This window comes from Streptomyces sp. NPDC007205 (assembly GCF_040634095.1).
Classification (GTDB): Bacteria; Actinomycetota; Actinomycetes; order Streptomycetales; family Streptomycetaceae; genus Streptomyces.
This window is the reverse complement of the sequence record NZ_JBEYEW010000004.1, coordinates 364,336-378,626: the sequence shown is the minus strand read 5'-3', so window position 1 is coordinate 378,626 and position 14,291 is coordinate 364,336. Positions and strand designations below refer to the sequence as shown.

Here is a 14,291-nt window from a genome sequence, read left to right as displayed (position 1 = left end):
CCCGCCGAGGGAAGCGCCAAGCCGGAGGCCGAGGAAAAGGCGGAGGCCGACACACCTGTCCAGGAGCCGGCCGCCGAGAACAGCGCCGAGCCGGAGCCCGAGGAGCAGGCCGAGCCCGAGACCCCGGCCGAGGAGACACCCGCCGAGGGAAGCGCCAAGCCGGAGGCCGAGGAAAAGGCGGAGGCCGACACACCTGTCCAGGAGCCGGCCGCCGAGAACAGCGCCGAGCCGGAGGCCGGGGAGTCCGTGGCGCCGGTCGAGGAGACGCCGGATGCTGAGGAGGAGGCCGGGCCGCAGGTCGGGCAGCTGACCGGGAACAGCGCCGGGCCGGAGGCCGAGGAGGGGAGCGAGCCGCAGGCCGTCGACGGCGAGGACGCCCCGCAGGGGCCACCCGCACCCGACCACGAAAGCCGCACGGGTGGTGCGGGTGGGAACTCGGACGCCGAAGGCGAAGCCGAGGCGGCGCAGCGGAAGACCCCCGCCACCCCCCTCGCCAAGGTCAAGTCCCACACCCCCTCCCTCGCCGCCGCCTACAAGGCCGCCACGACCACCCTCAAGAAGACCGACCTCACCGGCACCCGAGCGAAGCTCTACCTCGTCCTGGACCGCTCCGCGAGCATGCGTCCGTACTACAAGGACGGCTCCGTCCAGGCCCTCGCCGACCAGACCCTCGCCCTCGCCGCCCACCTGGACCCCGAGGCCACGGTCCACGTCGTCTTCTTCTCCACGGAGGTCGACGGCACCACCGACCTCACCCTCACCCCGGACCACGAGACCAGGATCGACGACGTCCACGCCGGCCTCGGCCGCATGGGCCGTACCAGCTACCACGCCGCTGTGGAAGCCGTACTCACCCACTACGGGAAGCACCACGAGAACGGCACCCCCGCCCTCGTCGTCTTCCAGACCGACGGCGCCCCGGACGCGAAGACCCCCGCGACCCAGGCCCTCACCGAGGCGGCGCAGACACACCCCGCCGTCTTCTTCTCCTTCGTCGCCTTCGGAGACCACGACAACAAGGCCTTCGACTACGCCCGCAGGCTGAAGACCGGCAACACGTCCTTCTTCCACGCGGGCCCCACCCCCCGCGAGCTCACGGACACGGATCTGTACGAAGGCGTACTCGCCACCTGGCGCCCGTAACGGACGGTCACCGCACACACCCCCTCGGGCCGCCCCTTCCCACCCTGCAAAACGGGAAGCGGGCGGCCCACCCCTGTCGGCTACGATTTCAAGGTTCGAAACCGCAGAAAACGCGACCTGGGAGCAGCCACGATGGCTCGACACCTCATCACCAGCGCCCTTCCGTACATCAACGGGATCAAGCACCTGGGCAACATGGTGGGGTCCATGCTCCCGGCGGACGTGTACGCCCGGTACCTCCGCCAGCGCGGCCACGACGTCCTGTACATCTGCGCCACCGACGAGCACGGCACCCCGGCCGAGCTGGCCGCCAAGGAGCAGGGCCTGCCGGTCGACGAGTTCTGCGCCCAGGCGCACGACGCGCAGAAGGCGGTCTACGACGGCTTCGCGCTCGCGTTCGACTACTTCGGCCGCAGTTCCAGCCCCGAGAACCGCGAGATCACCCAGCACTTCGCCCGCAAGCTGCACGAGAACGGCTTCATCGAGGAGCGGGCCATCCGTCAGGTGTACAGCCCCACGGACGGCCGCTTCCTCCCCGACCGCTACGTCGAGGGCACCTGCCCGCACTGCGGCTACGACAAGGCCCGTGGTGACCAGTGCGAGAACTGCACCCGGGTGCTCGACCCCACCGACCTGATCAACCCGCGCTCGGCGATCTCCGGCAGCACGGATCTCGAAGTGAGGGAGACCAAGCACCTCTTCCTGCTCCAGTCGAAGCTGGAGAACGAGGTCCGCGAGTGGGTCGCCCGGCACGACAAGGACTGGCCGCAGCTGGCCTCCTCCATCGCCCACAAGTGGCTGACCGAGGGCCTGCACGACCGCGCGATCACCCGTGACCTGGACTGGGGCGTCCCGGTCCCGGCCGACACCTGGCCGGAGCTGGCGGCCGAGGGCAAGGTGTTCTACGTCTGGTTCGACGCCCCGATCGAGTACATCGGCGCGACGAAGGAGTGGGCCGACCAGGACCCGGAGAACCGCGACTGGAAGTCGTGGTGGTACGAGGCGGACGACGTCCGGTACACCGAGTTCATGGCCAAGGACAACGTCCCCTTCCACACGGTGATGTTCCCGGCCACGGAGCTCGGCATCCGCGAGCCCTGGAAGATGGTCGACTACGTCAAGGCCTTCAACTGGCTGACGTACTACGGCGGGAAGTTCTCCACCAGCCAGAAGCGCGGTGTCTTCACCGACCAGGCGCTGGACATCCTCCCGGCCGACTACTGGCGTTACTTCCTCATCGCCAACGCGCCGGAATCGGACGACTCGTCCTTCACCTGGGAGCACTTCACCGCCACGGTCAACAAGGACCTCGCCGACACCCTCGGCAACTTCGTCAACCGTGTGCTGTCCTTCTCGAAGAAGCGCTTCGGCGAGGAGGTCCCGGCCGGCGGCGAGGCAGGCGAGGCGGAGGCCCGTCTCGGCGAGGAGATCGCCCGGCTGCTCGCCGAGTACGAGGAGCAGATGGAGGCGCTGCAGTTCCGCAAGGCGGCCTCCGCCCTGCGCGCCCTGTGGTCGGCCGGCAACTCCTACCTGGAGGAGAAGGCGCCCTGGCTGCAGATCAAGACCGACAAGGACGCCGCGGCCCTCACGCTGCGTACGGCGATGAACCTGATCCACCTGTACGCGGTGGTCTCGGAGCCGCTGATCCCGGCCACGTCCGCCGCCATGCGCCAGGCCTTCTCGCTCCAGGACGACACCGCCGCCTGGGTCACCCCGGCCGAGGCGAAGTCCCTCACCACCGTCCCCGCCGGCACGCCCTTCACGGTCCCGCCGGTCCTCTTCGCCAAGCTGACGGACGAGGACCTGGAGGCGTACAAGGAGCGCTTCGGCGGCGAGAGCGCCTGAGACGAGCCGAGACACGGGAAGGCCCCGGCGCGCTGTGCGCCGGGGCCTTCCCGCGCCCGGACCTCGGCCGGTCCGGGCGTCGGCTCACTTGGTCATCCACCGGGCGAAGTAACGGTACCGTTGACGTCGCCGGTGTCCAGGTCGTAGCCGAACCGGTCGTACTTCTCGCCGGTACCGGGTACACCGGCGGTGTCCTGGCTGATGCGCACCGGCGTGCGGGTGGTACTCACCCCGCCGGCGCTGCCGTAGTTGACGACGATCGAACCGCCCACGACGCCCTTCGGCTGGTATCCCTCCAGCCCGGCACCGAGGACGACGTCCCCGTAGCCGTCGCCGTCGACGTCCCCGATGCTCCCCGAGGTGACCTGGGTGTGGAAGATCTTGGGGGGTCCGAAGCCGTTCTTCGAGCCGAGTACCAGGGAGGCACCGGCGGTCAGATGCCAGGAGGGGCATGACCCAGATACGCCAGGAACCCGCCACGGGATGATCTCGGTTACTGATCGCGGGCGTTGCCGCGGTTCGCGTATGCGCGGCGGGCCTTGTGGACGGTGTCGCCCGGCCGCGCGCAAGTGAGCGGCTCGCCGAACTTCGGGCGTACAGCCGTTGGCCGACGCCCTCCCACAGATCCGCGATCCTGAGCCGCAGGCGTTGGTCTGGCCGCCCCCAGGACCGGCACCCGCACGGACAAGCCGCTGCTGACGTGCAAGCAGATCGCCATGGTGGTCGCGTGGACGTATGGGTGAAGCGGCCGGATCGCGCCGACTACGACGCTCCGCACATGGCCAGCGCGGTTCGCGCCAGCCCGCGCAGCCAGGCGTGGGCGTGGTCGGTGTCGTAGCGCTGATGCCACGACAGGTATATCGGTGCCGAAGGCAGTTCGAGCGGGAGGGGGAGCACGACCAGGCCGAGGTCGGCGACCGCGGACCGCGTGGTGGCTTCGGGGACGCTGATCAGGAGATCGGAGCCGCGCGCGAACTCCAACGCGGCCGCTTCCGTGGGCGCGGTCGCCACCACGCGGCGGGTGAGGCCGAGCCGCGCGAGGGCGTCGTCGAGGGCATTGCTGAGGTTTCCACGTCGCGAGACGGTCACGTGCTCGGCGGCGGCGTACCGCTTTGCGGTGACGGTCCTGACGCGGGTGAGGGGGTGCCCCCGCCTCACGACGATGACGAGGCGAGTCTCGCCCACGTTCTCGGCACGGATGTCCGGTGCGCTCGGGCGGTTGGCGTTCGCCTCCAGGTCGACCTCGCCGCGCCGCAACTCGGGGGTGTCGATGCTCGATTCCGCGACGAAGCGCAATCTCACGCCCGGCGCCTGTCCGCGCACGGCCGCGAGCAGTGCGGGACCGCTCAAGGCGACCAGGGAATCGTGCCAGCGGAGTGTGAAAGTGCGCTCCAACGTTGCCAGATCCAGTTCACGGCTCGGTGCCAGCACCCCCTGGACCTGGTGCAGCAGCTCGTGCACCTGTTCCCGGACGGCGATCGCATACGGCGTCGGGGTCATCGTGCGGCCGGTGCGCACCAGGATCTGGTCCCCGGTCGTGCGCCGGATTCGGCCCAGACTCCGGCTCATCGCGGGGGCGGTGACGTGCAGGCGCGCGGCAGCCCCGGCCACACTTCCCTCCTCCAGCAGCGCGTCGAGCGCGGTGAGCAGGTTCAAATCCAATTGCATGTGAGTAATCGTAGGCGTGCTTGACATGCATTTGAAGTTAATGAAGGGGCTCTATACCGTCGAGACGAGAGCGCAAGACGGAATGCACACCGTGGCTCGACCGGCCTCATCACCCCTCCTCACACGGGAGTACCACCATGTCCGAAACGCCTCAGACCACTGACGTCGCCGTCTCCGACGCCGACCTGCTCGGCCAGACCGCGATCACCGTGCGCGCGGCCGGTTCGGCGCTGCGCGAGCGTTTCGGCGAGGTGGTCCGCTACCAGACCCGCGAAGAGCTGATGCGCGCGCTCGCCGCCAACGACGACACGGCCCTCGACATCCTGCGCCCCCGCCTCACGCGCCTGCGCCCGGACGCCGGCTGGGTGGAGGACGAGCTGGACGGCGGGGCGCTGCCGCCCGGCGAATGGTGGGTCGTGGATCCGGCCGAAGGCAACGTCAACCACCTGCACGCCCTGCCGGAGTGGGCGGTGACCGCCACCCTCGTGCGTGAGAACCAGCCGGTGCTCACCGCGGTGCACCTGCCGTTGACCGGCGAGACCTACACCGCGCTCACCGGCGCGGGCGCCCACCTCGACGGCCGGCCGCTGCGCGTCTCCCAGACCGCGGACCTCGGCCTGAGCATCGTGGCCACCAGCCAGGCCCGGCCGGACGAGGACGAGAAGGTCGTGCGGCGCGTCGGCTCCTCGATCACCGCGATGCTTTTCGACGCGCTCGTCGTCCGCACCGCCGTGCCCGCGACCCTGCACCTGCTGAACGTGGCCGCCGGCCGGATCGACGCCTTCTGGCAGTTCGCCGGCGCCCGCGCGGACCTGCTGCCCGGGGCGCTGCTCGTCACCGAGGCCGGCGGACAGATCTCCGACGCCGAGGGCCGCCCCTGGACCCCGCAGAGCGAGAGCTTCCTGGCCGCCGCGCCCGGCGTCCACGCCGAGGCCGTCGCCACGCTCTCACGCTGACCGCGCACCACAACCTGCACGCACGGAAGGACGAGATCATCATGACCACGATCGCAGTTCTCGGAAACGGCCGCGTCGGCGGCAACCTGGCCGCAGCCCTCATCCGGGCAGGGCATGAGGTGACCGTGGCGGACCGCGCGCCGGGCGCCGCCGCCGACGCTGCCCGGACAGCCCAGATCGTCATCAACGCCACCCCGGGCGCCGGCTCGCTGGACCGGCTCGTCGCCCTGCGCGAGGAACTGCGCGACAAGATCCTCGTCGACGTCTCCAACGCCACCGTCGACGGACCGGACGGACTGCCCGCCGACCTGATCTACCCCGGCTCCAGCCTCGCCGAGCAACTCCAGGAAGCGCTCCCCGAAACGCGCGTCGTCAAGACACTCAACACCATGCTCTTCCCGGTGATGACCGCGCCGGCCACGCTCACCCAGGCGCCCGACGCCTTCCTCTCGGGCGAGGACCCGCAGGCCAAGCAGACCGTCCGTGAACTGCTCATCAACCTCGGCTGGCGCAAGGAGTGGATCACTGATCTCGGCGGGATCCAGACCGCCCGCGCCACGGAGGCCGCCATACTGTTCGTACCGCACGTGATTCGGTCCAGCGGATTCGCGCCCTTCGCGATCTCGATCGCCCGCTGATCCGCACACAGTGCGCCGCCCCCTGCGGGTCCATACCCAGAACGGAGGTGCCGGTCCCCTTCGCGTAGTCGGGTGTGGTGCCGGAGGCAGCCCAGCCGTACAAGGGAAGTTGCCGCGCGGGGAGGATTTTCTTCAGGCGGCGTGCCCGGGGGGCGGGCGAATATCCTCGGCATGGTGCTCGGCGTGATTCGCGTCGCAGGTTCGCGACATCAGAGGGCGCCCCGAGATGCGAGGCGTGATGACAGAGGGTCAGATGGTTCTCGTACATGCTCCTACGACCCCGTCGGGCCGCCCAGTGAACCTCTCCGAAGCGCATCTCCGCCTCATCGGTGCCGTCCTGGCACCGGGCGCGCCCTTCTCCCTGGTTCTGGCCGGGGGGTACGCGCTCCAAGCCCATGGGCTGGTCGAACGGCCGCATGGGAACGTGGACCTCGCGACGGAGAGCCCGGAGCCGATCGCCCGGATCGCGTATGCCGTCGGTGCGGCCCTGGAGGCGCGGGGTCGGCAGGTGCGGGCCGGAGCGCTCACGCCGCTCACCGCGCAGCTGAGCGTAACGGACCCGCCGACCGGCGAGCCGTGCGTCCTCACCCTGCACAAGGAGGCGTTCTGGCAGCCGCCGGAGCTGACCGCGTACGGCCCCGCCCTCTCTCTGGAGGACGCCGTGGGGACGAAGATCCGGGCGCTGTACGACCGTGGTGCCGCCGTCGACCTGGTCGACGCGCAGACCACGGCCGCCCGGTTCTCGTTCCCCGATCTGGAGGAGCTGGGCCGCCGGCACGCCCATGACCCCTTCGACCTGACCACGCTGCAGTCCCGGCTGACGGGGACGGACTTCTACTCCGACGCGGACTTCCGCCGCTATGGCCTGACGGAGGAGCAGGTCACCGGCGTGCGCGCCTGGGCCCAGCGCTGGTCCGACGACATCGCCGAGCGCCTGCTGGAAGACGGCGCGTCCCCCGACATCGAGGCGGACTCCGGCCTCGACGCGGGGGACTGAGCAGGACTGACCGGCGACGCGCGCCCGCCTCTGCTACTTCGGCTGCGGCTTCCTGATGTTCAGGTGCAGCTCGCGCAGGCGGGACTCCTCCAGCTCGGTGGGGGCGCCCATCATCAGGTCCTGGGCGTTGCCGTTGAGCGGGAAGGCGATCGTCTCGCGGATGTTGGGCTCGTCCGCGAGGAGCATGACGATGCGGTCCACGCCGGGGGCGATGCCGCCGTGCGGCGGGGCGCCGAAGCGGAAGGCGCGGAGCATGCCGGCGAACTTCTCCTCGACGGTCTCACGGTCGTAGCCCGCGATCTCGAACGCCTTGAGCATGATCTCCGGCTCGTGGTTCCGGATGGCGCCGGAGGACAACTCGACGCCGTTGCAGACGATGTCGTACTGCCAGCCCAGGATGTCCAGCGGGTCCTGGGTCTGCAGGGCCTCCAGGCCGCCCTGCGGCATGGAGAAGGGGTTGTGCGAGAAGTCGATCGCGCCGGTCTCCTCGTCCTTCTCGTACATCGGGAAGTCGACGATCCAGCAGAAGCGGAAGACGCCCTCCTCGAAGTGCCCGGCGCGACGAGCGGCCTCGACGCGGACCGCGCCCATGATCTTGGAGACCTCGTCGAACTCGCCCGCGCCGAAGAAGACCGCGTGCCCGGGGGCCAGCGACAGGCGCTTGGTCAGCTCGGCGACGTTCTCCTCGGTGAGGAACTTCGCGATCGGGCCGGAGAGGGACCCGTCCTCGGCGACACGGACCCAGGCCAGGCCCTTCGCGCCCAGCGAGATGGCGAACTCGCCGAGCTGGTCGAAGAACTTGCGCGGCTGGTCCTGGACCGCCGGCACCGGCAGCGCACGCACGTGCTTGCCGGCGAAGGCCTTGAACTCCGAGCCCTCGAAGACATCGGTGATGTCCACCAGCTCCAGCTTGGCGCGCAGGTCCGGCTTGTCGGAGCCGTACTTCAGCATCGCCTCGCGGAACGCGATCCGCGGGAAGGGGGAGGTGACGTGCCGGCCGCCGCCGAACTCCTCGAACAGCTCGGTCATGAGCTTCTCGATCGGCTGGAAGACGTCCTCCTGCTCGACGAAGCTCATCTCGACGTCGAGCTGGTAGAACTCGCCCGGCGAGCGGTCGGCGCGGGCGTCCTCGTCGCGGAAGCAGGGCGCGATCTGGAAGTAGCGGTCGAAGCCGGAGATCATCAGCAGCTGCTTGAACTGCTGCGGGGCCTGCGGCAGCGCGTAGAACTTGCCGGGGTGGAGACGGGAGGGGACCACGAAGTCACGCGCGCCCTCGGGGGACGTGGCGGACAGGATCGGCGTCGCCATCTCGTTGAAGCCCATCGCGACCATCTTGTGCCGGATCGCCGAGATGACCTGGGTGCGCAGCATGATGTTGCGGTGCATGCGCTCGCGGCGCAGGTCCAGGAAGCGGTACTCCAGGCGCCGCTCCTCGTTGACCCCGTCCTCGGCGTTGATGGTGAAGGGGAGCGGCGCGGCAGCGCCGAGCAGCTCGACCTCGGCCACCTCGACCTCGATCTCACCGGTCGGCAGATCGGGGTTCACGTTCTCGGTTCCACGTGAAACAACGCGGCCGTCGACGCGGACCGTGGACTCCTTGGAGATCTTGTCCAGGGCCTCGTACGCGGGCGTGCCGGGGCGGGCGACCAGCTGCGTGATGCCGTAGTGATCGCGCAGATCGATGAAGAGGATGCCGCCCAGGTCGCGCCGATTGTGCAGCCAGCCGCTCAGCCGGACGTCGGTGCCGACGTCAGAGGCGCGGAGCTGGCCGCAGGTGTGGGACCTGTACCGATGCATCGTCGTTCATCGTCCTTCGTGTGTGAGGTCTGCGGGGCGTGCTCTCCCCCGCGAGAACGGGCACGGGGCCCGGACCCATCAAGGGTACCGGGCACCCCAAGATCGGCTCCCCACCATTACCGTCCGCCCACCCGGCGACGGCTCCGGGGCTTCGGCGGCACCTCCAACCGCGACTCCCGCCGATCGGGTCTTCTTACAGTGGCACCGCTCGATCAGATCTCCCTAAAGTAGGGCAATGCGTACTGGCGAGCCTCTCCCGTCCGTCGGGGATGTCCTCGCCGCCCTCGCGACCGGACTGTGGCGCTGGGACACGGCCACCAGCCTGGTCACCGTTGACGCGGAGGCGGCGCGGCTGCTCGGGCTGCCCGCGGAGGCGACCACCCTCACCGAGGCCCAGACCCGGGCCCGGCTGCATCCCGTCGACTGGAACGAGATCACCGGGGTGGTCCCGCTGGCGGTCGCCGAGGGCACGCTCGCCGAGGTGCGCATCCGGATCATGGACGAGCGGGGGAACATCCTGCGGGTCGTCCGCAGCCGGTCGAAACCCTCCTTCGATCCCGAGCGGCAGGCGTACGAGCTGATCGGCACCCTCCAGGAGGTCACCGAGCCGGCCCCGGGCACGGCGGCCGCCCGCGGCGCGGTCACTGGCGACTGGCGGCGCTCACGGGAGGCGTTTCTGCTGGACGCGGGCCGGGCGCTGGCGGAGGCCCGGTCCACGGCGGAGGTGCTGCGGGTGGCCGGTGGCCTCTCGATGCCGGGCTTCTCGCCGGACGGGCTCGTGGTGTTCGGGGCGGAGGGCGACCGGCTGACGATCACCGGCCAGCACGGGCACCAGCCCGGCGACATGGGTCCCTTCTCGAACATGCCGCTGAACACCGACTATCCCGCGGCCCAGGTCGTCCGTACCGGCCGCGCGGTGTATCTGTCCTCGCCCGAGGAGTACAAGGAGCGCTACCCGGCGACCTGGCCGCTCGCCCAGCGCTTCGGCCGCCGCTCCTGGGCCTTCCTGCCGCTGACGGTGGCCGGGCGCACGATGGGCGCCTGGATGGCGGCCTTCGCCTATCCGGTGGCGTTCACCCCCGACGAGCGCGCGGTTCTGACGACGGTGGCCCGGATGCTCGCCCAGGCGCTGTCCCGCGCCGGTGCCGAGGAGTCGGAGCGGGAGCTGACGGAGGGCCTGCAGCGCTCCATGCTGCCCTCGCTCGGCCCGGAGATCCCCGGCATGCACGTGGCCGCCCGGTATATCCCGACCGGCGGCGGACTCCAGGTCGGCGGCGACTGGTACGACCTGATCCCGCTGCCCTCCGGCCGGTTCGCGCTGGTCATGGGGGACGTACAGGGCCACGACGTACGGGCCGCGGGTCTCATGGGCCAGCTGCGCATCGCCCTGCGCGCCTACGCCTCCGAGGGCCACCGCCCGGACGCCGTGCTGTCCCGGGCGTCCCGGTTCCTGCACGGCATCACGCACGACGACGACCAGCTGGCCGACCCCCGCTTCGCGACCTGCGTGTACGTGGAGTCCGACCCGGCGACCGGGACGCTGGAGATCGCCCGTGCCGGGCACCCGCACCCGGCGATCCGGATGGCCGACGGCACGGTGATGATGCGGCCGACGGCGGGCGGACTGCCGCTGGGCATCGACCCGGGCGCGGACTATCCGACGACCCGGTTCACCCTGGAGCCCGGCGAGACGCTGATGCTCTGCACCGACGGTCTGATCGAGACCGGCGGGCACGACATGGAGAGCGGCTGGCTCCGGCTGCGCGCGATCCTGGAGGATCACCGGGGCACTGCCGGGCCCGAGCTGGAATCGCTGGCCGACGCGCTGGTGCAGGGCGTGCACGGGCCGTCCTCGCACCACACCACGGGCCCCCTGACCGACCGCCGCGAGGACGACATCGCGCTGGTGCTGCTGAGCCGGGCACTGGAGGAGACGGCACGGCCCACGGTCCGGCGCACGCTGCTGTCGGTGGCGCAGGACGAGCCGGACCGGATCGCCGAGGCCCGCCGGCACCTGCGCGAGCTGCTGCACGACTGGGCCGGCGCGGACCAGGTCGACTCGGCGGTGCTGCTGGTCTCGGAGATGGTCACCAACGTCCTCGTCCACACCGACGCCGACGCGCTGCTGCTCGCCGAGGTGACCGGCGAGGCGCAGGCGCGGCGACTGCGGGTGCAGGTCACCGACGCGGGCGACGACCTGCCGCACAAGCGCCGGCCCGGCGAGCTGGCCTCCTCCGGCCGCGGCCTGATGCTGATCGAACTCCTCGCGGACACGTGGGGAGTGGACCCGCGGGGCGAGGGCAAGAGCATCTGGTTCGAGCTCTACGAGTCGGAGGCGGCATCGGGAGACGTGTCGGGGGACGTGTCGGGGGACGTGTCTGCGGACGGCCCGGACGAGGCACCGGAGGACGACGCGTCGGAGGGTGCCGCGTAACGCGTCCGCAGCTCCTGTACGACCCCGAAGGCAGCCGCGGTCAGCGGGACCGCCAGCAGCATCCCGAGGACCCCCGCGACCGACGCCCCGGCGGTGATGGCGATCATCACCACGGCCGGATGCATCTGCACGGTCCGGCTCTGGATGACCGGCTGCAGCACATGTCCCTCCAGCACCTGCACGGCGAGGACGACACCGAACGCCCACAGCGCGATGACGAACCCGCGGTCGGCGAGGGCGACCAGGACGGCGACCGCGCCGGAGATGAAGGCACCCAGGTAGGGGATGTAGGCGCCGACGAAGACCAGCGCGCCCAGCCCGAACGCGCCGGGCACCTGGAGGACCAGCAGGCCGACGGTGATGCACAGGGCGTCGATGAGCGCGATGACGGTCGTACCGCGCATGAAGCCCTCCACGGCCTCGAAGGCGCGCCGGGCGATGGCCTCCAGGGTGTCGGCGGTGCCGCCGGGCGCGACGGACCGGAGGGTGACGACGGCACGGTGGGAGTCGCGCAGGAAGAAGAAGACGAGCAGCAGGGCGAGCACGGCCATGGCGATGCTCTCGCCGACGACGCTGACCCCGCTGATGACGTTGGACGCGGCCGTGCCGCCGAACCTGCTCAGCAGCGTGCGCGCGTTGACGGCCAGGTCGTCGAGCCCGGTGCCGGCGGCCCCGAAGTACTGTGAGACGCCCTTGGCGGCGTCCCTGAGCGAGGCGATGATCTGGTCACCGGTGTCGATGAGCGCGGCGACGACGATGTAGACGGCACCCCCGACGACGGCCACCACGGCGACACAGGTGAGCCCGGCCGCCACCGACGCCTGCACCCCGGCCCGCACGAGCCGCCGGTACAGCGGGCCGAGCAGCGCGGTCCCGAGCAGGGCGAGCAGCACCGGTGTGACGGCCGTACGGAGCTCCCCGCACAGCCGCACCCCCACCCAGCCGACCCCGGCGACGAGCAGCAGCACGGCACACCAGGCCGCAAGACGGCGCACGGGGTCGGGCAGCAGCGGCACGCCTCCAGCGGACCACGGCCGCCGACGGGTGTCCTGCCGCACGGGTCCGGGCGGGTGAGACGGACGGCCACCGGTGCCCGGCAAGGCCGAGCCCTGACCCCAAGGCGTGAGCGGCCGCCCTTCTCGGGGCGGCCGCTCACGCGATGGCTGGCCGGGCGCTGCCGGAGCGTCTCAGCCGAGGAGACCACCGAGGAGGCCCTGGAGGACGCAGCCGAGGCCGAGGAGACCGCAGTTGTGGCCGTTGCCGTTGTCGTTGCTGCTACCGGTGTCCGTGCCGGTGTCACTGCTCGTGGCGGTTCCGGTGTCGCTGCTCGTGGCGGTGCTCGTGCCGGTTCCGGTGTCGTCGTCGGCGAGGACCGTGACCGTCGTGCTCTGCGGGGCGACGCTCGTCCGGGCCTGGGCGGGGGCGGCCAGCGCGACCCCGCCGACGCTGAGGAGGACGCTTGCCGCGGTGCACGCCAGGGCGCTGCGGATGCTGCTCATATGTGACTCCTGAACTGGGGTGTGTGTGCGTGGTGTCGGCCACCAGGCGCGACCTCTGGTGCGCGCTGTGGAACGAGGCGCGCAGTTGCGACGCTAGGGGCCCGCTCGGCGTAACGCCTTCCGGAACTAGCCCATCCGGGTCGGCGCGCCTCCTTGCGCCGCACGCGTGAAGAGCCCTCACCGCGCACACGAAGAGCCCCGTCCGGGCATCCGGACGGGGCTCGAGGGTGGCTACCGGTTCTCCGGTGGGACCGACGACCGGCTCACCCCTGGATGGTGCCCTCGGACATCCCATGCACGGCCGGGATCGTCCCCAGGCGGCCCTTCTGGAAGTCCTCGAAGGCCTGTTGGAGCTCGTCTCGGGTGTTCATGACGAACGGGCCGTAGTGGGCCATGGGTTCACGGATCGGCCGCCCGCCGAGGAGGACGACCTCCAGGTCCGGGGTGTGGGAGTCCTGCCGCTCGTCCGCGCGGACGGTCAGCGACGAGCCGGTCCCGAAGACGGCCGTCTGGCCCTGGTGGACGGGGCGGCGCTCGGCACCCACCGCTCCCCGGCCCGCGAGCACGTACGCGAGGCCGTTGAAGTCCTCACGCCAGGGCAGGGTGATCTCCGCGCCCGGAGCCAGCGTCGCGTGGATCATCGTGATCGGCGTGTGCGTGATACCGGGACCGGCGTGGCCGTCCAGCTCACCGGCGATGACCCGCAGCAGCGCGCCGCCGTCGGGGGAGGTGAGCAGCTGGACGGATCCGCCGCGGATGTCCTGGTAGCGCGGGGCCATCATCTTGTCCTTGGCCGGGAGGTTCACCCACAGCTGCAGGCCATGGAAGAGACCGCCCGACATCACCAGGTGCTCCGGCGGCGCCTCGATGTGCAGCAGGCCCGCGCCCGCCGTCATCCACTGCGTGTCGCCATTGGTGATGGTGCCGCCACCACCGTTGGAGTCCTGGTGGTCGAAGATCCCGTCGATGATGTAGGTGACGGTCTCGAAGCCCCGGTGCGGGTGCCAGGGGGTGCCCTTGGGCTCACCCGGCGCGTACTCCACCTCGCCCATCTGGTCCATCATGATGAACGGGTCGAGGTAGCGGTAGTTGATCCCGGCGAACGCCCGGCGCACCGGGAAGCCCTCGCCCTCGAAGCCGCTCGGCGCGGTCGTGACGGCCAGCACCGGACGCGCCACCGCATCGGCGGGAGCGGTCACGTGGGGCAGCGTCAACGGGTTCTCGACGGTCACTGCAGGCATGGTCGGTACCTCCTTGTACGCTCACTTTAGTTGAGCGTTGAACTTCCTGCCACCTAGAACAGAGAAAGCCCGG

12 protein-coding genes are annotated in these 14,291 nt (G+C 70.8%); 6 read left to right on the top strand and 6 right to left on the bottom strand.

From position 1 onward, the window contains the following. A partial coding sequence (locus ABZ624_RS10465) for a VWA domain-containing protein (RefSeq protein WP_360084908.1) occupies positions 1-1,143 on the top strand: 1,143 nt, incomplete at its 5' end. A 132-nt stretch (positions 1,144-1,275) separates the two neighbouring features. Further along, positions 1,276-2,988, top strand: coding sequence for a methionine--tRNA ligase (metG, locus tag ABZ624_RS10460; protein WP_360084905.1), 1,713 nt, complete (start codon positions 1,276-1,278; stop codon positions 2,986-2,988). Between the two features lie 92 nt (positions 2,989-3,080). Here metG and ABZ624_RS10455 read toward each other — a convergent pair whose 3' ends face one another. Next, on the bottom strand, positions 3,081-3,557 hold the full coding sequence (locus ABZ624_RS10455; RefSeq protein WP_360084902.1) for a hypothetical protein: 477 nt from the start codon (positions 3,555-3,557) through the stop codon (positions 3,081-3,083). 193 nt (positions 3,558-3,750) lie between these two features. Continuing rightward, positions 3,751-4,656, bottom strand: coding sequence for a LysR family transcriptional regulator (locus ABZ624_RS10450; RefSeq protein WP_360084899.1), 906 nt, complete (start codon positions 4,654-4,656; stop codon positions 3,751-3,753). A 137-nt stretch (positions 4,657-4,793) separates the two neighbouring features. Here ABZ624_RS10450 and ABZ624_RS10445 point away from each other — a divergent pair, with 137 nt between their 5' ends. The 3 genes from ABZ624_RS10445 to ABZ624_RS10435 all read left to right on the top strand — a co-directional run bounded on the left by ABZ624_RS10445 (position 4,794) and on the right by ABZ624_RS10435 (position 7,247). Next, positions 4,794-5,612, top strand: a complete 819-nt coding sequence (locus ABZ624_RS10445) for a 3'(2'),5'-bisphosphate nucleotidase CysQ (RefSeq protein ID WP_360084896.1) — start codon at positions 4,794-4,796, stop codon at positions 5,610-5,612. Positions 5,613-5,653: 41 nt separating this feature from the next. After that, positions 5,654-6,250 carry an NAD(P)-binding domain-containing protein gene (locus ABZ624_RS10440; protein ID WP_360084893.1) on the top strand — a complete coding sequence of 199 codons (597 nt, stop codon included), beginning with the start codon at positions 5,654-5,656 and terminating at the stop codon, positions 6,248-6,250. Positions 6,251-6,545: 295 nt separating this feature from the next. Continuing rightward, positions 6,546-7,247: a hypothetical protein gene (locus tag ABZ624_RS10435; protein ID WP_360084890.1), complete on the top strand. Its 702-nt coding sequence runs from the start codon at positions 6,546-6,548 to the stop codon at positions 7,245-7,247. A 33-nt stretch (positions 7,248-7,280) separates the two neighbouring features. On the opposite strand, the gene aspS is transcribed toward ABZ624_RS10435, so the two are convergent. Next, positions 7,281-9,044 carry an aspartate--tRNA ligase gene (gene aspS / locus ABZ624_RS10430; protein WP_360084887.1) on the bottom strand — a complete coding sequence of 588 codons (1,764 nt, stop codon included), beginning with the start codon at positions 9,042-9,044 and terminating at the stop codon, positions 7,281-7,283. Positions 9,045-9,279: 235 nt separating this feature from the next. Here aspS and ABZ624_RS10425 point away from each other — a divergent pair, with 235 nt between their 5' ends. Next, positions 9,280-11,478, top strand: a complete 2,199-nt coding sequence (locus tag ABZ624_RS10425; RefSeq protein WP_360084884.1) for a SpoIIE family protein phosphatase — start codon at positions 9,280-9,282, stop codon at positions 11,476-11,478. Here ABZ624_RS10425 and ABZ624_RS10420 read toward each other — a convergent pair. From ABZ624_RS10420 to ABZ624_RS10410, 3 genes are all read right to left on the bottom strand, one after another. Then, positions 11,367-12,494, bottom strand: a complete 1,128-nt coding sequence (locus tag ABZ624_RS10420) for an AI-2E family transporter (RefSeq protein WP_360084881.1) — start codon at positions 12,492-12,494, stop codon at positions 11,367-11,369. The genes ABZ624_RS10425 and ABZ624_RS10420 overlap by 112 nt on opposite strands. A gap of 171 nt (positions 12,495-12,665) precedes the next feature. Next, the gene (locus ABZ624_RS10415; RefSeq protein ID WP_360084878.1) at positions 12,666-12,977 is read right to left on the bottom strand and encodes a hypothetical protein; all 312 of its coding nucleotides are present in this window, start codon (positions 12,975-12,977) and stop codon (positions 12,666-12,668) included. 263 nt (positions 12,978-13,240) lie between these two features. Then, positions 13,241-14,218: a pirin family protein gene (locus ABZ624_RS10410; RefSeq protein ID WP_360084875.1), complete on the bottom strand. Its 978-nt coding sequence runs from the start codon at positions 14,216-14,218 to the stop codon at positions 13,241-13,243. Positions 14,219-14,291 lie beyond the last annotated feature (73 nt).

Bases quoted from the DNA above. Each gene is read 5' to 3' on its own strand.
- ABZ624_RS10440 (WP_360084893.1), top strand. From the start codon at position 5,654: ATGACCACGATCGCAGTTCTCGGAAACGGCCGCGTCGGCGGCAACCTG.
- aspS (WP_360084887.1), bottom strand. From the start codon at position 9,044: ATGCATCGGTACAGGTCCCACACCTGCGGCCAGCTCCGCGCCTCTGAC.
- metG (WP_360084905.1), top strand. From the start codon at position 1,276: ATGGCTCGACACCTCATCACCAGCGCCCTTCCGTACATCAACGGGATC.
- ABZ624_RS10450 (WP_360084899.1), bottom strand. From the start codon at position 4,656: ATGCAATTGGATTTGAACCTGCTCACCGCGCTCGACGCGCTGCTGGAG.
- ABZ624_RS10410 (WP_360084875.1), bottom strand. From the start codon at position 14,218: ATGCCTGCAGTGACCGTCGAGAACCCGTTGACGCTGCCCCACGTGACC.
- ABZ624_RS10425 (WP_360084884.1), top strand. From the start codon at position 9,280: ATGCGTACTGGCGAGCCTCTCCCGTCCGTCGGGGATGTCCTCGCCGCC.
- ABZ624_RS10415 (WP_360084878.1), bottom strand. From the start codon at position 12,977: ATGAGCAGCATCCGCAGCGCCCTGGCGTGCACCGCGGCAAGCGTCCTC.
- ABZ624_RS10445 (WP_360084896.1), top strand. From the start codon at position 4,794: ATGTCCGAAACGCCTCAGACCACTGACGTCGCCGTCTCCGACGCCGAC.